Genomic DNA, 17,945 nt, shown 5'->3' with positions numbered 1-17,945 from the left:
TGCCCCGGATAAGGATAGCTACTTGCCCGGCGTGGCCGTTGTCGAGTTCGAGTCCAGAATCTTGAACAGCTCGTTGAGCTTGGGCGTCAGAATAATTTCGGTGCGGCGGTTCAGGGCCTTGTTGGCCGGCGAGTCGTTGGCGGCTACCGGAATGTACTGACTGCGGCCCGAGGCGGTGATGCGCTGGGGCTCTACGCCCCCGGCCGTAATCAGCCGGGCAATTTCGGTGGCCCGCAGCACGCTCAGGTCCCAGTTGTCCTGCATGGCGCCGGCCGGGCGGCTGAAGGCCACGTTGTCGGTGTGGCCTTCTACCACCACGTTCACGTCGGGCTGGGTTTTGAGCACGGCGGCCAGCTGCTTGAGCGCCTCCTGGCCTTTGGGGTCCACCTTGGTCGAGCCCGACTTAAACAGCAGCTGCTCGGAAAGCGACACGTACACCTTGCCGTCCTTCATCTTCACCTGCAGATCGGTGCCCTGGAAGCCGCGCAGGGCGTTGCTCACGCTCGTGCGCAGGTCATTCACGGCCTTGTCCTTGTCGGCCAAGGCCTTGGTCAGCTCGGTCAGCTTGGCTTCCCGGAATTGCAGGTCAGCGTTGAGCTTGTCGATTTCAGTGCGGTTCTTCTTCAGCGACGCGTCCAGCTCGCCCAGCTCGGCCTCGCGGCGGGCTAGGTCCTTGGCCACCTTGTTGTAGTCGGCCGACTTATCGGCCATGGCGCGGTCGGAGTTTCGGAGCAGCTTGTCGTAGCTGTCGGTGAGCTGGGTGTAGAGCGTGCGGGTGCGGCGCAGGGCGTTGCCGTTCTGGGTCGAGTCGGCCATCAGCCGCTTGTTGTTCAGGCGCAGCTCGGTCAGCTCGTCGCTGGCTTTCTTGAGCTCCGTCACGGCCTGGCGCTGCTGGCGCTCGGCCTCGGCCTTGCCCTGCTCGGTGGCGGTCTGACGGGCGCGCAGGTCGTCGTATTTCTTGGAAGCCACGCAGCCCGGCAGCAGCGTCGAAGCCGCCAGGGCCGCCGTGGTCAGGAGCCAGATAGATTGTTTCTTCACGAGAGGCAGAGGTTAAAAAAAGCGAAGGGGCAGCAGCGGCCCGGGGCGGCCCACTATCCCGCGGCAAGGTAGCGCCCCGCCGCCGCAACTTGCAACCACGCCCCGGCGGCGCACCGATTTTCGGCCTATATTTGCTTTCCTTCCGGCCCAGTCTTTCCCCTACCTCGCGAATGGCTTCCATCTTTCCCCACCTGACGGCCGAAACGGAGGCCCTGCTGCAGCACGAGTGCCGAACCATCGGCAAGGAGCTGCTGCACCTGCCCGGGCCCGACTTTCTGGACCGCTGCTTCGGGCCTTCCAACCGCTCGCCGCAGGTGCTGCGCAGTCTGGGGCAGCTCTACGGGCACGGGCGGCTGGGGGGCACCGGCTACCTGAGCATTCTGCCCGTCGATCAGGGCATTGAGCACACCGCCGGGTCCGCTTTCGGGCCCAATCCAATGTATTTCGACCCCGAAAACATCCTCCGGCTGGCCCTGGAAGGCGGCTGCAACGCCGTGGCTACCACCTTTGGCACGTTCGGGACGGTGGCGCGCAAATACGCCCACAAAATCCCATTTCTGGTTAAAATCAACCACAACGAGCTGCTGACCTACCCCAATAAGTTCGACCAGGTGCTGTTCGGCTCGGTGGAAGAAGCCTGGAACCTGGGCGCCACGGCCATCGGTGCCACCATCTACTTTGGCTCCGAGCAGTCCAACCGCCAGATCCTGGAAGTCAGTCAGGCCTTTGAGCGGGCCCACGAGCTGGGCCTGGCCACGGTGCTCTGGTGCTACACCCGCAACGACGCCTTCAAAACCACGGACAGAGACTACCACGTGTCGGCCGACCTCACCGGCCAGGCCAACCACCTCGGCGTGACCATCCAGGCCGATATCATCAAGCAGAAGCTGCCCGAAAATAACGGCGGCTTTTCGACCCTCAAGTTCGGCAAGACCTTCCCGGCCATGTACGACCAGCTGGCTTCCGACAACCCCATCGATCTGACCCGCTACCAGGTGGCCAACTGCTACCTGGGCCGCATCGGCCTCATCAACTCGGGCGGGGAAAGCCGCGGGGCCACCGACCAGGCCGAGGCCGTGCGTACCGCCATCATCAACAAGCGCGCCGGCGGCCAGGGCCTGATTTCGGGTCGTAAAGCCTTTCAGCGGCCTTTTGCCGAAGGCGTGCAGCTGCTCAACGCCGTACAGGACGTCTACCTCGACGCTTCCATTACCGTCGCGTGAGGGAAGCCGTTTGCTGATGGCTATTAGCTGTTAGCTTTGTGTCATGAAGCTGGCCGGTTTGCTGCAGTAGTGGCGGGCCAGCCCCAAAATCAACGGAACATCAGCCAGCGGCCCCGGCGGCTGGCTAAAAGCGAAATAAGAAATGTCTTGGTTTAAACGCGTAGAGAAAGGCATCGTCACGCCGACGGAGCAGAAGAAGGAGACGCCGGATGGGCTGTGGTACAAGTGCCCGGAGTGCAAAACGGTGGCCACGATGGCCGAGCACAAGCGGCTGCGCTACACCTGCGCCAAGTGCAACCACCACGACCGGATTGAGTCGGCCGAGTACTTCGAGCTGCTCTTCGACGGCAACGAGTTTACCGAGCTCGACGCCGACCTGAGCTCCGCCGACCCGCTGCGCTTCGTGGATACCAAGCCGTATCCGCTGCGCCTGAAGGCCACGCAGAAGAGTACGGGCCTCACCGATGCCGTCCGCTCGGCCCACGGCCGCCTGAACGGCCTGGACCTGGTGGTGTCGTGCATGGATTTTAAGTTTATCGGCGGCTCGATGGGCTCGGTGGTGGGCGAGAAGATTGCCCGCGCCATCGACTACGCCCGCCAGCACCGCATTCCGTTCCTGATGATCAGCAAGTCGGGTGGGGCCCGCATGATGGAAGCGGGCTACTCGCTGATGCAGATGGCCAAGACCTCGGCCAAGCTGGCCATGCTCTCCGAGGCGGGCATCCCGTATATTTCCATGCTCACCGACCCTACCACGGGCGGCGTCACGGCGTCCTTCGCCATGCTCGGCGACTTCAACATTGCCGAGCCCGGCGCGCTGATCGGCTTTGCCGGCCCCCGCGTTATCAAGGAAACCATCGGTAAGGATCTGCCGAAAGACTTCCAGAGCGCAGAATTTGTGCTGGAGCACGGCTTCCTGGACTTTATTGTGGACCGCAAAGACCTCAAGCAGCAACTCACTGACCTGCTGACGATGCTGCAGCCCGCGGCCGTAGCCGCCGCCGAGTCCGTGCGGATTCAGCGCAGCCGCCAATAGCCGGCCGCCTATTTCCGGCTATTTCCGGCAAGCTTTTTGGAAAAGCCCGTTCACTGCGCAGCTGGCGCAATGAACGGGCTTTTCATTAGTACCGCCCAAAAGTACCGGCCTCGCCCTCAAATGGGTATAGCAAGAAACCTATATTAGGCAAACATTTTGTCGGAAAGTTCAGTAAGTACCCCAAAACGCAATTCAGCTTTTCCCTTTCACTAATTTCAGTCTGATGAAATCCTCCACTTCTCTGCTCGCCTTTTTCATGGCCCTGACCCTGATCTTTGGGTCGTGTGCCACTACACGCAACCCCAACATCCCGGATGCCAATGGCACCGGTGCCCGCAAAACCGGCATGAGCAAAACCGCTAAGGGGGGCCTGATTGGGGCCGGTACGGGCGCTGCTGTGGGTGCCGTAGCGGGGCGTCTGCTCGGTGGCAAGTCGGGTACGGCATACGGCGCTATCATTGGGGCGGCCGTAGGTGGTACCGGCGGCGCTTTGATTGGCCGTAAAATGGACAAGCAGGCCGAAGACCTGCAGCGCGACATGCAGAACGCCAAAGTGGAGCGCGTGGGTGAGGGTATCAAAATTACCTTCGACTCGGGCATCCTGTTTGATACCAACAGCGCCACGCTGCGTGCTGCCTCGATGTCGGAAATCCAGAAAATGGCCGCCGTGCTGCAAAAATACCCCGATACCAACGTCCTGATTGAAGGCCACACCGATGCTTCCGGCACCGATGCCATCAACCAGCCGCTGTCGGAGCGCCGGGCCCAGGCCGTGGCCAACTACACCACTACCCAGGGCGTTGATGCCAGCCGCGTAAGCAGCCAGGGCTACGGCTCGTCGCAGCCCATCGGCGACAACACGACGATGGAAGGCAAGCAGGCCAACCGTCGGGTAGAAATTGCCATCTATGCCAACGAGAAAATGAAGAAGGCTGCCGAGCAAGGCCGTCTGTAAGCCTTTTCGAGCTGTAGTCTTTAAAAGGGCCGTGCTGGTAGCATGGCCCTTTTTTTTGGGGCTGCTCCAAGCGGCTTGCGGTTGTTGCCGGCCGCAAGGGCGCCATGCAAGAGAAGAGGCATTCAGCCCGCCTTTTCAACAGGCCCAGGCGGCGGCAGAAAGAAAAAAACAAAAATAATTCTTCCTGAGAAATAGGTCTAGACAGCTCAGGAATGAAGTTTTTGGCAATTTTAACGCAGTATTCATCGTTTTGGCAAGGTGGTTGCAATTCTGCTTCCAACAGAACGGTAACGGTGGTCTAAAAACTCTGCTATAGTTTAGCGCCGCAACCAACTGCTCTTACCCAGACCAAAACCTCAAAAGTAAAACCCCATGAAAAATCTCCGTTCGTATTTCGCCGCTATGCTGGCCGTACTGTTGCTCGGCTCCAACGCCGCGGAAGCGCAAACGACTACCACAACTACCACGACCAAGAAGCCCTGGAGCAAAACCGCTAAGGGCGCTATTATCGGTGCCGGTGGCGGTGCCGTAGTAGGTGGTGTGCTGGGCCGCGTAATCGGCGGCAAAAACAGCACCGCCGGTGGAGCCATCATCGGAGCTGCCGTAGGTGGTGGGGCCGGGGCCCTGATCGGTCGTCGTATGGATAAGCAAGCGGCTGAGCTGAAGAGAGAAATGTCGGGTGCTCGCGTAGAGCGCGTTGGTGAAGGCATCAAAATCACCTTTGACTCGGGTTTGCTGTTCGGCAAAAACTCTTCGGCTTTGACCTCGTCGGCGCAGGCCAACATTGCGGATCTGGCTAAGACCCTCATCAAATACCAGGACACGGAAGTACTGGTAGAAGGCCACACCGATACCTCCGGTTCGGACGCCATCAACGACCCTTTGTCGCAGCGCCGGGCTCAGGCCGTGGCCAACTATGCCCAGGGTCAGGGTGTGGACGCTTCCCGCTTCACGGTATCCGGCTACGGCTCCAAGCAGCCTATTGCCGATAACTCGACCGAATCCGGCCGCATTGCCAACCGCCGCGTGGAAGTGGCCATCTACGCCAACGAGAAGCTGAAGAAGGCTGCTGAGAAAGGCACCATCTAAGCCCCAAAATGCTAAAGCTGAAAAGGCGGCTCCCGGATGGGGGCCGCCTTTTTTTGTTGGATATCCGGGCCAGCCAGACGCAGCTTGAATTTGGGCAGGTGCGCAACCCGCCGCCGCGCCGGGCGGTACACCCGGGCATGACTACCGCCGCCACCACGCTCACGCCGGAGCAGAAAACCTGGCAGAACCACCTGCTTCTGCACGAGTTCTACGGTCCGCTGCCCCTGGAGCCCCGCCGCCCGCCCATGCGGGAGCTGATTTCCACGCTGCTTTCGCACCGCACCACCCACGCCGACGAAGAGCTGGCCTACGCCCGGATGCTGGAAGAATTCGGCGACTGGCAAGGCGTGCTGGCCGCGCCTACGGCAGCCCTGGCCCACACCATTCGCACCACCCGCTGGCCCGACACCCAGGCCCCGCGCATTCAGGAGATTCTGCGGCGCATCCAAGCCGAGCAGGGCGCGTTCACCCTGGACTTTCTGGCAGACTGGCCCGTGGAGAAAGGACTGGCGTGGCTGACGGATATGCCCGGTATCGGCCTGAAAACGGCTTCCCTGGTGCTGCTGTTCAACTTCCGGAAGCCCGTGCTGCCCGTCGATACGCACGTGCACCGCGTGGCCCAGCGGGTGGGCATGATCGGAGCCAAGACGTCGGTGGACAAGGCGCACCAGCTGCTGCTGGCCCAGCTGCCCAAGGACGCGGTGGTGCTGCTCAACTTTCACAAGCACAACTACTGGCACGGGCAGCACATCTGCTTTTTTGCCAAGCCGGACTGTGGCCGCTGCCCGCTCAAAGGCTTCTGCACCTATTACCTGGAACACTACGGTCCGCCGACTCTCGAAGCCCTGGCCGCCACGCCCACGCACTGGCAGAAAAGCTGGGGCGTACTGCTGCACTAACGGCGGCGCCCGCCGCCCGCAGGCTACTGCAGGTGGATGATTTTTGCCTGCAGCGCGTCGACAAACGGGTAGAGGTAGGTTGGGATGTTGTCCTTGTTGGTGTCGATAAGCCAGAACTTGCGCTGCCCGTTGTTAGTTATTTCCACGTAGTAGCCGCCGCCATCGGCAAAGTCGGGCTGGCCGATGGTGCCAATGGGCTGGGTGAGCAGCTGGTGGGGGAGTAGCGCGGGCAGATCCTGCACCAGCTGGTACTGGGCCGCCGATGTCAGCCCGAACTGCCCTTCATAGGGTGCCGTCGACGACGGATACCGGTCGGTGCTGTCTTCGTACAGCAGGCCGGCGTTTTTGTCGAGCTTAAAGATATCAACGCAGCCCTCCCCCTGACACGCGCCGTGGTACCAGCCGAAAACCAGGTAGTCCTGGCCCGGCATCACCCTTTCCTCTTTACAGCCGGTGAGAACGGCTGCCGCCAGGGCGGTAATAGTCAGCAGGATTTTGAAGGAAGGCATAATCAGGTGGTTAAAGGAGTCCATTAGACCGTAGAAGCCTTCAACGCCGCGCCGGGCTGCATGGTATGTTCCAGTTCCGTCCCGGACCGTTGCCTATCTTTACCCACTATGCGTCTAGTTCGTCATCCGGTTCTGTGCAATTACTACGTCACCTACCGGTGCAATGCGCGGTGCTCCTTCTGCGACATCTGGGAAAAACCCTCGCCCTACATTCAGCTGGCCGACGTGGAGCAGAACCTGCGCGACCTGAAGCGCCTGGGCGTGAGCGTGGTCGACTTCACCGGCGGAGAGCCGCTGCTGCACCGGCAGATTCACGAGTTTGTGGGCCTGGCCCACGACATGGGCTTTATCACCACGCTCACCACCAACTGCCTGCTGTATCCTAAGTACGCGGAAAAGCTGCGCGGCAAGGTCGACATGCTGCACTTCAGCCTCGATGCCTCCGAGAAGGAAGTCCACGACAAGGGCCGGGGCGTGGCCTGCTACGACTTCGTGCTGGAAAGCATCCGCGTGGCCAAGGAGCTGGGCGAGAGGCCCGACATTCTGTTCACCGTATTTCGCGAAAACCTGCACGACCTGGAAGCCGTGTACCGCAACATTGCCCGGCCCAACGGCCTGGTGCTGATTCTGAATCCGGCCTTTGAGTACAACACCGTCGAAACCGGGGAGCAGCTCACCCCGGCCGAGCTGGACTACCTGTCGGCCTTCGGCAAGCGCAAGGGCGTGTACCTCAACGAGGCCTTCATTCAGCTGCGCAAGGACGGCGGCAACCACGTGGCCGCGCCCGTGTGCAAGGCCGCCAGCACCACGCTGGTTATTTCGCCCTCCAACGAGCTGGTGCTGCCCTGCTACCACCTGGGCGAGCAGAAATTCCCCATCGGCGGCCAGCTGTTCGACCTCTACCACGCGCCCGAAGTCGGCCGGCTGGTGGCGCTGGAAGGCCGGCTGCCCCAGTGCGAGGGCTGCACCATCAACTGCTACATGCAGCCCAGCTTCGCCGTGGAAGTCAACAAGTACTTCTGGCAGGCGTTGCCCAGCACGCTGAAGTACAACCTCAGCAAAGGCACCTGGAAGCGGATGCTGACGCGGTAGAGACGACCAAAGATATTGCCCCAGGCCGGTTGTCCGCGCTTTATTGCCCGGCTCCAACCAAGCTTCCCGATTTTACCACCCTACCATTTTCTCCCGATGCCCGCCCTCATTCTGCCGGTCCACGGCGTTCTGCCCCAGCTTGGCGCCAACTGCTTCGTGGCCGACAATGCCACCCTCATCGGCGACGTCACGCTGGGCACCGACTGCACCGTGTGGTTCAACGCCGTGATTCGCGGCGACGTGAACAGCATCCGCATCGGCGACCAGACCAACGTGCAGGACGGGGCCGTGCTGCACTGCACCTATCAGAAAGCGGCCACCACCATTGGCTCCCGGGTCAGCATCGGGCACCGGGCCATTGTGCACGGCTGCACCGTGGAAGACGACGTGCTCATCGGCATGGGTGCCATCGTGATGGACCAGGCGGTGGTGGGCCGGGGCTGCCTTATTGCCGCCGGCGCGGTGGTGCTGGAAAACACGATCTGTGAGCCCGGCTACCTGTATGCCGGCGTCCCAGCCCGCCGCATTAAACCCGTGACGGAAGAGCAACGGCAGAACATGGTGCGCACGGCCGATAACTATGTGAAATATGCCAGCTGGTTTGGGACCTGAGTAACCGACTACAACAAAAAAGGGCTTGCATGTAGATGCAAGCCCTTTTTTGTTGTAGCGCAGATGACTATTTGGTAGTGGCCTGCGGCTTATAAATCGCGCCAGTAACGAAATCCACTATCGCACCGGGTGAGAACAGCAGAATGTCGGCCACCAAGGCTCCCACACGGAGTTCACGCTTCGGCTGACCGGCAGCAGGTTTGGTTTTCTGGTACGTAGTAACCGGACCGCCAAATACGGTTGCGCAGCTAGACAAAGTGGCGGTAGCCAAGACAATAATAACAAACTGTCGGAATTGCTTCATACGAGAAAAAGGTAAACGAAGAGAAAAAGGGAAAGATGAGCCAAAGCTAGAGTTAATAGTCTATAAAGACAACCTTCGTCCCTGAAAGCGTGTCGTGCCAGACCCGTTTGCCGGTCAGCAGCAAGCTCAAAGGTTCCAAAGGAATAAAGCGGCATACTGTGCGCAGCAGCACCGCGCCCAGTGATGGCCGTTCGTCGTCTTGGCTCACTACTAGCGTGTGCGTGAGTAGCTTGCCCACGCTGCGTTGGAAGAAGAACTCGGCCCCAGCATAATACACAAACAGCAAGCTCATGGACGCCAGCTGCAGTTGAAGACGGGTGGTAGTGGGGCTACTACAGAACCGGACCAGTAATGTCAGCAGCAGAAACACCCCGATGCTGTCAATCAGCCAATTGAGAAACCGGCGGGTTTTGGAAGCTTCCATGAGAAAAAATGGGTGAGGCCGCAAAAGGTGGCCTTTTTGCCTGGCGCAGCCAACAGGGCTTTACATATTCAATGCGTCGTCGGCGGCGGCGGCTTCGCGCTCCTGCTGGTCGGTGACGCGCACCTGCACCAGCTCCACCACCCGACGGGAGCGTTTGAGCACCCGGAACTCGTAGTTGTCGAGCACGGCCACGTCGCCGACTTCCGGGATACTGCCGTAAATCACGTTCAGCAGGCCGCCGACGGTTTCGTAGTCGCCGCCTTCGGGCAGGGGAAAGGGCAGGTACTCGTTGGCGTCCTGAATCGGGGTGGAGGTATTGACGCGGTACTCGGTTTCCGACACCTTCTCCACCACCGGCACCTCATTATCGTACTCGTCCTGAATTTCGCCCACCAGCTCTTCGATGATGTCCTCGATGGTGACGATACCCGACACGCCGCCAAACTCGTCGGAGACGATGGCAATGTGCATGTGCTTGCGCTGAAACTGGCGCAGCAGGCGGTTTATTTTCTTGGTTTCGGGCACGAAATACGCCGGCCGCATAATCTTGGGCAGCATGATGGGCTCGTTGCGCCGGATAATTTGCAGCAGATCCTTCACGTAGAGAATCCCGACGATGTTGTCGATGTTGTCCTCGTAGACCGGCACGCGGGAGTAGCCCTCGCTGTACACCATTTCGAGCACCTGCTCCTGGGGCGCATGCACGTCGATGGCGGCAATCTTGGTGCGGGGCACCATAATCTGCTTCACCATCCGGTCGTTGAACTGAAACACGTTTTCAATCAGCTCGTGCTCCGAATCCTGAATTTCTCCGCTTTGCTTGCTCTGATCCAGCAGCAGCCGCAGCTCGTCGGCCGAGTGGGCTTCGGAACCGTGGGTAACCTGTCCGCCAAACCAGCCCGCCACGATGTTCGACAGGGTGTTGAGCAGTACGATGAGCGGGTAGGTGATGAAGGCAAACGCCCGCAGCGGAATGGCAATGGCCATGCTCATGCTCTCGGGCTTCTGAATAGCCAGCACCTTGGGCGCCTGCTCGCCCAGCACGATGTGCAGCACCGTAATCAGGGTGAAGGAGGTGACCAGCGCCACGGTGTGCACGGTGGCCGGCGCCAGGGAAATTTCAAACTTGGCGATGATGGCCATGACCACTTCGGCCACCACGCTCTCCCCGATCCAGCCCAGCGCCAGCGACGCCAGCGTGATGCCCAGCTGCGTGGCCGACAGGTAGTAGTTCATGTCCTGCAGCATGCTCTGCACGAGCTTGGCCAGCCGATTGCCGCTCTGGGCCTTTATATCGATCTGGGAGATGCGGACTTTGACGAAGGCAAACTCAGCTGCCACGAAAAACCCGTTCAGCAAGACCAGCAGAACGGTAAGTAATATCTTTAAGGCCATAGGTGCGGAAGCTTCGGCTCGGACGGCACAGCTTCCTTTGTGTCTCAAAAGTACGGGATTTCGGCCAAGCAGTTCCGGCTGAGTCAGAAATAGGGCCGATGCACAGCCCGCCCGACCCCAAAACCCGGCTGGCGGAGCCCCCGAAATCGGCTGCGTACGAAGTTTGTGACACTTCCTGCCGTACTTTGTTTGTTTGCTGACTTTCCCCCTGACTTTTTGCTGCTGTATGCTGGCTCCTAGAAAAATTCTTTTGCTCGTTCTCTTCTGGCTGCTGCACGGGGTCGTCGGGGCGCAGGTGCTCACGCCCACCAAGCTCAGCGTCGAGCTCAGCAAGCCTACGGCCAAAGCGGGGGAGGAAGTCGAGCTGCTGGTCAATGCCCGCATCGATACCAACTGGCACCTGTACGCCACCGACTTCGACCCCGACCTGGGGCCGACGGTGTTCACGCTGACCTTTGCCAAAAGCCCCGCCTACGAGCTGGTGGGGCCGCCCAGGTCCGTGGGCACCAGGAAAAAGTACGACGACGTCTTCAAAGGCGACATTACCTACTTCGAGAAAACCGGCCAGATTCGCCAGCGCATCCGGGTGCTGCAGCCCGGCTTGCTCACCATCAAAGCCGAGGCCGAGTACCAGACCTGCACCGACGTGGACGGCCGCTGCGTGCCGGGCTCCGAAACCCTGAGCTTCGGCCCGCTCACCGTGACCGGTACCGCCGTAGCGGCTCCGGCCCAAGCTACGGGTACCGTTGCCGCCCCGGCCGCCCCGGCGCAGTCCATTGCTCCGCCAGCCGGAGCGGTTGCCGTTGCGCCGGCTCCGGCTGCCCCGGCGGATAGCGCCGTGACAGCCGCCGCAGTTCAGCCGGCCAGCCCCGCGGCTCCGGCCTCCCCGTCTGCCGTAGCGGCTGCGCCGCCGTCCGTAGCCGTGGCTACTGCGGCCGGCGCCGCGCCGGAGGGCGGCGGCCTGTGGAGCTTCGGCTTCCTGGCTTTTCTCTCCGGCCTGGCCGCCCTGATTACGCCCTGCGTATTTCCCATGGTCCCGATGACGGTTTCCTTCTTCACCGGCAGCTCCGACAGCCGGCGGCAGGGCATCCTCAAAGCGCTGGTCTATGGCCTGTCCATTATTTTGATTTACACCATCATTGGCGTGGTCGTGGCGCGGCTGCTGGGCGAAGACGGCCCCAACTTCATGGCCACGCACTGGCTGCCCAACCTGATCTTCTTCGTGGTGTTCGTGGTTTTCGGCCTGTCTTTTCTGGGGCTGTTCGAAATTACGCTGCCGCACGCGCTGGTCAACAAGGCCGATGCGCAGGCCGATAAGGGTGGCTGGCTGGGAGTGTTCTTTATGGCGTTTACGCTGGTGCTGGTGTCGTTTTCTTGCACCGGACCCATTGTGGCTACCGTGCTCGGACTGGCGGCCCGCGGCCAGACCCTGATGCCGGTCGTGGGCATGTTGGGCTTCTCCCTGGCTTTTGCGCTGCCCTTCACGCTGTTTGCCATTTTTCCTTCCTGGCTGAAAGGCCTGCCCCGCTCCGGCGGCTGGCTGAACACGGTGAAGGTGGTGCTGGGCTTTATTGAGCTGATGCTGGCCCTCAAGTTTCTGAGCATGGCCGATCTGGCCTACCACTGGAACCTGCTGCCCCGCGACGTGTACATCGTGCTGTGGATTACGCTCTCCGGCCTGCTGGGCATGTATCTGCTCGGCAAATACCGCCTCTCCCACGACTCCGATCTGGGGCACCTGAGCGTGGGCCGGCTGATGATGGCCGTGCTGGCGCTGGGCTTCATGGTGTATCTGGTGCCCGGCCTGTTCGGCGCCCCGCTGCCGCTGCTGGCCGGCTACCTGCCCCCGCAGAGCAACCACGACTTCTCCCTCAACCGCGCCGAAGCCGGGCCGCTGCCCGTGCGCAACGCGCTGTGCGAAGAGCCGCGCTACGCCGACTTTCTGGAGCTGCCCCACGGACTGCAGGGCTACTTCGACCTGGAGCAGGCCAAGCGCTGCGCCCGGCAGCAGCGCAAGCCCATCTTCATCGACTTCACGGGCCACGCCTGCGTGAACTGCCGCAAGATGGAAGCCACCGTGTGGAGCGACCCGCAGGTACTACAGCGGCTGCGCGAAAAATTTGTGGTGGTGGCACTGTACGTGGATGACAAGGCCGAGCTGCCCAAGGCCGAGTGGTATACCTCGCCCCGGGACCAGCAGCTGAAAACCACCCTAGGCAAGCAGAATGCCGATTTGCAGGTGACACGCTACGGCGTGAATGCCCAGCCCTACTACGTGCTGCTGAATCCGGAAGAGGGGCAGAACCAACCCCTGGTGGCACCCCTGGCCTATGAGCCTTCCGTTACGGAGTTCGTGAATTTTCTCGATGCGGGCCTGCGGCAGTATCAGCAACAAGGCAATCCGGTGGCCGTGCAGGCCGCCAAGTAAGCCGAGACTATGCCGTTAAATTGCCCCGCCCCATCTAGGTGTCTCCCCGGGAATTTAACGGTTGAGCTTAAAAGAGATGGGCAAAATTGGCGTTCTTTGCGCGAAATTAAAGCAGTGGCCAGCTCAGTTTACACTATCAGGACCAGTCGGGCAGGCACAAAAAAAGGCTGCACCCACCCAGATGCAGCCTCTTATAGAAGGGCTGTACCCACCCAGATACAGCCACTCAGCAATAAGAACGTACCCACCCAGATACGTTCCCGTTTTTCCCTCCTCACATTATCCACCCAAAGCTGTAGAAGAAGGGTTCGAACCTCCACGGTGCAGTTAGCCGGCCGCCGGACCAGTTTCTCCCGAGTCACCACCCCCGAGAGAGGAGGGTATGTCTGCCAGTTCCATCATCCTACAAAGTATATCCCTCGCCGCTTGCGTCGGATTATGACAAATGTAATATTTGTGCCGTAGTAATAAAATATCTTCAGCCAATGACGAAAAAATTTGCAAATCTTTTAATTTAATACGCCTTTAATTGAAATATAGGCAAACAAAAGACTAAAACATGGCTCGCAATTACGAACTTGATGACACCGATCGGAAAATCCTAGCCCTTTTGGTAGAAGATGCCAAGATTCCGTACACGGAAATAGCGCGAAAAGTGCATGTTTCCGGCGGAACGGTACATGTACGCATGGCCCGGCTAGAAGAACTGGGCATCGTGAAGGGTGCCACCCTGAAGATGGATTACCAGAAGCTGGGCTACGGAGTGAATGCTTTCCTGGGCATTTACCTGCTCAAAAGCTCCGTGTACAACAGTGTAGCCGAACAGCTGCGCGAAATCCCGGAAGTGGTCAGCATTCATTTCACCACCGGCGCCTACGGGGTCTTTGCCCGCCTGGTGTGCCGCGACACCCAGCACCTGCGCGACGTGCTCTACCACCGCGTGCAACTCATTGAAGGCATTGAGCGTACCGAAACGCTTATCTCGCTCGAAGAAGCCCTGAACCGTCCCGTCCAGCTGCTTTAGCTCCTGCGGGCCCTGACTGGCGGCATAAGCCACCAGCACGCGATGCGCCGACCGAGTAGCTGACTACCCACTCACCTAAGCAGAAAAACAGGCGCTGGCTCCCTCATCCGTTGAGGGAGCCAGCGCGGTGTATAGAGCTTGCTCGAGCCGGTGCGGGCAGCTGCAGTCGCTGCGGGCGGCGCACGGAAAGCGGGTTCAGGGAATATGCTCAACTGATCGAATATGGTACTTTTAGGGAGAAAGTATGGCTCTGGCTTGGCAGGCAGCAGGCAAGTATGTATCTTTCCTAGAGCCGATCATATCTTGCGTAGCGTCTTATGAAAGCCTGTCTCGTCGCACTTCTACTGCTTTCGCTTAGTATACCCGCCGTCCAGAGTCAGAGTATGCCCGCGGTATACCTCAATGCCCGGGATGAAGCCACGGTACCCGATAGCGCCACTCATTACCGCCTGGTAGATCGGAAGAAAGGGGAAAGTGGGTATGCCATGCGCGAGTATTCGCTGGCCGGGACGCTGCTGCTGCGAGGTACGCTTTCTTCCATCGACCCGCCCGTGCGCAACGGTGCGCTGACCTGGTTTCATCCCAACGGCGCCAAAGCCGGGCAGGTGCATTACCACGAAGATGAGGCCGACGGCGTGTACGTGTCGTGGTACGAAGACGGGCACGTGAGCCAGCGCGGGGAATATGGGGATGGCCAGCGCACCGGCCGCTGGCTCAGCGTGCACCGCAACGGGCAGAAACGCTCCCGCGGTGATTATGTGGCGGGGCAGCAGCAGGGCGACTGGCGCTACTACTACGATACCGGCCAGACCAGCGCCATCGAGCGTTTCGACCGGGGCCGGAGCCTGAGCGTGACCTTCTTCAATGCGGATGGCACGGCTCACAACGGTTTGCCCCACCGGCGACAGTCCGCGCAGTTTCCGGGGGGCGAAGCGGCCCTGTTGCAGTATCTGGCGCGCAATACCATCTACCCCAAGGCGGCCCGCCGGAAGAATATTACGGGCAAGGTCTACGTGTCGTACACGGTGGGCGAAGACGGGCGGGTAAGCCAGGTGCGCGTCATCCGGGGCGTGTCGGCGGAGGTAGATACCGAGGCCCGCCGGGTCGTGGGCTCTTTGCCGGCCTTCCGGCCGGGCAAGGAGTACAACGTGCCCACGGCTATGACCTACACGCTGCCTATCATGTTTGCCCCCAATTTCAAGATTTTCGGCGGGGTGAAAGCTACTCAGAGTCCCCCCTCAGAAGCCCGGATCGGCAACCCCGACGATACCTACTAAGCCGCCGGGCCGACCAGCCCGCTACAACCAAAAAGCCCCGCTCGGCTAGGAGCGGGGCTTTTTACGGACCTGGAGGCTTCGCTTAAGCCGTAACCTGGGCGTCGAGCTTCTGGGCCAGTACGTGCTTGGGAACGGCACCTACCTGCTTGTCGACTACTTGGCCGTCTTTGAATACGAGCAGCGTGGGAATGCTGCGGATGCCGAACTTGGCGGAAGTCTGCGGGTTGGAGTCGACGTCTACTTTGCCGATAACCACGCGGCCTTCGTATTCGCCGGCCAGCTCCTCGACTACCGGGCCCACCATGCGGCAGGGGCCGCACCACTCGGCCCAGAAATCCACGAGCACGGGCTTACCGGAGTTGATGATCTGGTCAAAATTAGCATCGGTGATTTCGATGGCTTTGTGTCCCATAACAGTAGGGGGTTTGTGTGTTGAGTTATCCGGCTACTTACGAGCATCGGGGCCGCAAGGTAGCAGATTGCGAGTTCAACAAGACCCAGGCCGGAAAGTTCAAAGTAGACAGAGTGGCAGAAGCAGGCTAAGTTTCTGCGTCCTAAGCCCGTGGACCCGTCCGCCGACGGCCGGGCCGCGGCCAGATTTATTTATTTATCGAGCACAAAATCCAGAGTGCGGGCTTCGGCCTTGGCGCGGGTGCGCAGCTTGTAGAACACGTACAGGTTGAAGAAGTGCATGGCTCCCAGCGTCAGGATGATGGTGCCGAGCTTGATGCTGAGCGTTTCCATCGCCTGCTGGTAGCTGTGAATTTCGTCGGTGGTGCGCAGGCTGAGCGTGGCGTAGCCGATGTTGACGAGGTAGAAGCCGGTGAGCAGCAGCTTATTCACGGAGTCGGCCAGCGGCTCGTTGCCGTGAAAGATGTCGACGAGGAAGGTGCGGCCGTTGGTAAACAGCGTGCGGGCCACCCACACGGTCAACAGCACCGAAACGAGCAGGTAAATGGCGTACACCAGCAGATAGTAGTTCATGGCAGAAAGGGGTGAAAAGTGGAAAAAAAAGGAAAAAAAGCCCGCGGACTTCCATCCGCGCAGCCGGACAAAACTCAGATCAGCGCATCCAGAGCCTGGGCGCAGGTGGGGTAGCGAAACCCGAAACCCAGCGCGAGCAGGCGCGCCGGCACCACCTTGCGGCTTTTCAGGATCAACTCGGTTTCGGTGCGCAGGAGCAAGGCGCCCAGCCGCAGCAGCCATTCGGGTTGGGGCAGGCGCAGCCAGGGTCGCAGCCGCTGGTGCAGCAGGGCGTTGAATTCCCGGTTGGGCAGCGGATTGGGCGCGCACACGTTGAAGGCCCCGCTATCCTGGGTTTCGACGGCCAGAAACTCCACCGCCCGGCAGAAGTCCTCCACGTGCAGCCAGCTGATCCACTGCTCGCCGCGGCCCTGCGGGCTGCACAGGCCCAGCTTAGCCAGCCGCTTGAGAACCGGAAAGGCACCGCCGTCGGGCCCGAGCACGATGGCGGTGCGCAGGGCCACCCGACGGGTGCGGGGCGTGGCAGCAGCTTGCAAAGCGGCTTCCCAGGCCGTGGCCACGCCCACGGAAAAGCCCCTGCCGATTGTGCCGGCCGCTTCGGTGTTGGCGCGGGCGTCGCCGCGGGTATCGGCGTAGATGGTGGCCGTGGACGAGTTCAGCCACACTGCCGGCGGGTTCTGGCATTGCGCCACGGCCTGCCCCAGCACAAGAGTACTGTCGACCCGGCTAGCCAGAATTTCGCCCTTGTTGGCCTCCGTGTAGCGGCAGTCGACGGAGCGGCCGGCCAAGTTGAGCAGAACGGTGGCGCCTTCCAGCTCGGCCGCCCAGGGCCCTAGGGTGCGGGCGTCCCACTGCCGGTGGTCGGGGCCAACCGCGGGCCGGCGGCTCAGGCTGACGACCTGGTAGCCCCGGGCCCGGAAGTAGCGGCTCAGGTGCTGGCCCAGAAAGCCGCTGCCCCCGGCAATGACCATTTTGGGCGGAATACTGGCGTGGCTGTGCATAATCAGAAAATCAGAAAATCGTTGGAGGAGCGAAAAGGCAGCGGGCATGACGTAAAGCGAAAGTTTGGGGATATAGAACTTTCAATAATAATTGAAATATACAAGGCAAAAAAAAGCGTCTACGGTCCCGGGCGCATCAGCTTCATGAAAGTGCTCAGAAACCAGTTCTCATCGGCCTTGATCAGGGTGGAAGCGGCGCGGTCGGCAAAGCCGGCGAAGTTCTGGATGCTGCCAATCATGTGGCTGAAGGCAGCCGCCTCCTCGGGCGTGGTGGTAGCGGAGGGTTCCACCTGGCTGATTTCGCCCAGCACGCGCATAATGGGCTGCAGCTCCCGCTTGCGCCGCTCCTGCAGAATGAGGGTGGCTACTTTATGAATGTCCTTCTCACCCGAAAAAAACTCGCGCCGCTCCCCGGGCCGCAGCTCTTTGCGCACGATGCCCCAGTCCATCAGGGCGCGCACGTTCAGGTTCACGTTGCCCCGCGAAATCTGGAGCTGGTCCATGATATCCTCGGTGCTCAGCGCCCCCGGCGACACCAGCAGCAGCGCGTGCACCTGCGCCATCGTGCGGCTCACGCCCCAGGCCGAGCCCAGGGTGCCCCAGCCTTCAATGAACCTGCGCTTGGCTTCGTCGAGTTGCATGGCTCAAATGTAGG

Annotated in this window: 19 protein-coding genes; 10 read left to right on the top strand and 9 right to left on the bottom strand. The window is 60.7% G+C overall.

Annotation, left to right across the window (positions count from 1 at the left end; genetic code table 11):
- Positions 1 to 18: 18 nt before the first annotated feature.
- Entirely contained in the window at positions 19 to 1,038 is a 1,020-nt protein-coding gene (locus tag ABD842_RS20365) for an OmpA/MotB family protein (RefSeq protein ID WP_345117884.1), read from the bottom strand.
- Positions 1,039 to 1,208: 170 nt separating this feature from the next.
- On the opposite strand from ABD842_RS20365, the gene ABD842_RS20360 reads away from it, so the two are divergent.
- From ABD842_RS20360 to ABD842_RS20340, 5 genes are all read left to right on the top strand, one after another.
- A complete protein-coding gene (locus tag ABD842_RS20360) occupies positions 1,209 to 2,261 on the top strand; it encodes a class I fructose-bisphosphate aldolase (protein WP_345117883.1) in 1,053 nt (350 codons plus the stop codon).
- A gap of 142 nt (positions 2,262 to 2,403) precedes the next feature.
- Complete coding sequence (gene accD / locus ABD842_RS20355) at positions 2,404 to 3,297, top strand: acetyl-CoA carboxylase, carboxyltransferase subunit beta (RefSeq protein ID WP_345117882.1); 894 nt, start codon at positions 2,404 to 2,406, stop codon at positions 3,295 to 3,297.
- A 223-nt stretch (positions 3,298 to 3,520) separates the two neighbouring features.
- Entirely contained in the window at positions 3,521 to 4,252 is a 732-nt protein-coding gene (locus tag ABD842_RS20350; protein ID WP_345117881.1) for a YiaD family glycine zipper/OmpA-like lipoprotein, read from the top strand.
- 372 nt (positions 4,253 to 4,624) lie between these two features.
- Positions 4,625 to 5,341 carry a YiaD family glycine zipper/OmpA-like lipoprotein gene (locus tag ABD842_RS20345; RefSeq protein ID WP_345117880.1) on the top strand — a complete coding sequence of 239 codons (717 nt, stop codon included), beginning with the start codon at positions 4,625 to 4,627 and terminating at the stop codon, positions 5,339 to 5,341.
- A gap of 53 nt (positions 5,342 to 5,394) precedes the next feature.
- Complete coding sequence (locus ABD842_RS20340) at positions 5,395 to 6,240, top strand: endonuclease III domain-containing protein (protein WP_345117879.1); 846 nt, start codon at positions 5,395 to 5,397, stop codon at positions 6,238 to 6,240.
- A 23-nt stretch (positions 6,241 to 6,263) separates the two neighbouring features.
- Here the strand turns inward: ABD842_RS20340 and ABD842_RS20335 are convergent, their stop codons facing one another.
- A complete protein-coding gene (locus ABD842_RS20335) occupies positions 6,264 to 6,773 on the bottom strand; it encodes a hypothetical protein (RefSeq protein ID WP_345117878.1) in 510 nt (169 codons plus the stop codon).
- Between the two features lie 84 nt (positions 6,774 to 6,857).
- Here ABD842_RS20335 and ABD842_RS20330 point away from each other — a divergent pair, with 84 nt between their 5' ends.
- Both ABD842_RS20330 and ABD842_RS20325 read left to right on the top strand, forming a co-directional pair.
- The gene (locus tag ABD842_RS20330; protein ID WP_345117877.1) at positions 6,858 to 7,841 is read left to right on the top strand and encodes a radical SAM protein; all 984 of its coding nucleotides are present in this window, start codon (positions 6,858 to 6,860) and stop codon (positions 7,839 to 7,841) included.
- A gap of 96 nt (positions 7,842 to 7,937) precedes the next feature.
- The gene (locus ABD842_RS20325) at positions 7,938 to 8,453 is read left to right on the top strand and encodes a gamma carbonic anhydrase family protein (RefSeq protein ID WP_345117876.1); all 516 of its coding nucleotides are present in this window, start codon (positions 7,938 to 7,940) and stop codon (positions 8,451 to 8,453) included.
- A gap of 67 nt (positions 8,454 to 8,520) precedes the next feature.
- Here the strand turns inward: ABD842_RS20325 and ABD842_RS20320 are convergent, their stop codons facing one another.
- From ABD842_RS20320 to ABD842_RS20310, 3 genes are read right to left on the bottom strand one after another with little or no spacing between them, the layout of a single operon-like run.
- Complete coding sequence (locus tag ABD842_RS20320) at positions 8,521 to 8,757, bottom strand: hypothetical protein (RefSeq protein WP_345117875.1); 237 nt, start codon at positions 8,755 to 8,757, stop codon at positions 8,521 to 8,523.
- A gap of 52 nt (positions 8,758 to 8,809) precedes the next feature.
- Positions 8,810 to 9,181 (bottom strand): RDD family protein, encoded by a 372-nt coding sequence (locus ABD842_RS20315; protein ID WP_345117874.1) that lies wholly within the window; start codon positions 9,179 to 9,181, stop codon positions 8,810 to 8,812.
- Positions 9,182 to 9,241: 60 nt separating this feature from the next.
- Positions 9,242 to 10,576: a hemolysin family protein gene (locus tag ABD842_RS20310; protein WP_345117873.1), complete on the bottom strand. Its 1,335-nt coding sequence runs from the start codon at positions 10,574 to 10,576 to the stop codon at positions 9,242 to 9,244.
- 250 nt (positions 10,577 to 10,826) lie between these two features.
- Here ABD842_RS20310 and ABD842_RS20305 point away from each other — a divergent pair, with 250 nt between their 5' ends.
- From ABD842_RS20305 to ABD842_RS20295, 3 genes are all read left to right on the top strand, one after another.
- Positions 10,827 to 13,004: a protein-disulfide reductase DsbD family protein gene (locus ABD842_RS20305; RefSeq protein WP_345117872.1), complete on the top strand. Its 2,178-nt coding sequence runs from the start codon at positions 10,827 to 10,829 to the stop codon at positions 13,002 to 13,004.
- A 559-nt stretch (positions 13,005 to 13,563) separates the two neighbouring features.
- Positions 13,564 to 14,028: an AsnC family transcriptional regulator gene (locus ABD842_RS20300; protein ID WP_345117871.1), complete on the top strand. Its 465-nt coding sequence runs from the start codon at positions 13,564 to 13,566 to the stop codon at positions 14,026 to 14,028.
- Positions 14,029 to 14,411: 383 nt separating this feature from the next.
- Entirely contained in the window at positions 14,412 to 15,305 is an 894-nt protein-coding gene (locus ABD842_RS20295) for a TonB family protein (protein WP_345117869.1), read from the top strand.
- An 82-nt stretch (positions 15,306 to 15,387) separates the two neighbouring features.
- Here the strand turns inward: ABD842_RS20295 and trxA are convergent, their stop codons facing one another.
- The 4 genes from trxA to ABD842_RS20275 form a co-directional block, all read right to left on the bottom strand.
- Positions 15,388 to 15,717: a thioredoxin gene (trxA, locus tag ABD842_RS20290; RefSeq protein WP_345117867.1), complete on the bottom strand. Its 330-nt coding sequence runs from the start codon at positions 15,715 to 15,717 to the stop codon at positions 15,388 to 15,390.
- A gap of 191 nt (positions 15,718 to 15,908) precedes the next feature.
- Positions 15,909 to 16,289 carry a hypothetical protein gene (locus ABD842_RS20285; RefSeq protein WP_345117865.1) on the bottom strand — a complete coding sequence of 127 codons (381 nt, stop codon included), beginning with the start codon at positions 16,287 to 16,289 and terminating at the stop codon, positions 15,909 to 15,911.
- Between the two features lie 74 nt (positions 16,290 to 16,363).
- On the bottom strand, positions 16,364 to 17,338 hold the full coding sequence (locus ABD842_RS20280; protein ID WP_345117863.1) for a TIGR01777 family oxidoreductase: 975 nt from the start codon (positions 17,336 to 17,338) through the stop codon (positions 16,364 to 16,366).
- Positions 17,339 to 17,409: 71 nt separating this feature from the next.
- Positions 17,410 to 17,931 carry a GbsR/MarR family transcriptional regulator gene (locus ABD842_RS20275; protein ID WP_345117861.1) on the bottom strand — a complete coding sequence of 174 codons (522 nt, stop codon included), beginning with the start codon at positions 17,929 to 17,931 and terminating at the stop codon, positions 17,410 to 17,412.
- Positions 17,932 to 17,945: the final 14 nt, after the last annotated feature.

The organism is Hymenobacter algoricola (genome assembly GCF_039539525.1).
Taxonomy (GTDB): Bacteria; Bacteroidota; Bacteroidia; order Cytophagales; family Hymenobacteraceae; genus Hymenobacter; species Hymenobacter algoricola.
The sequence above is the reverse complement of the archived record's forward strand: the minus strand, read 5'-3'. Positions and strand labels throughout refer to the sequence as shown.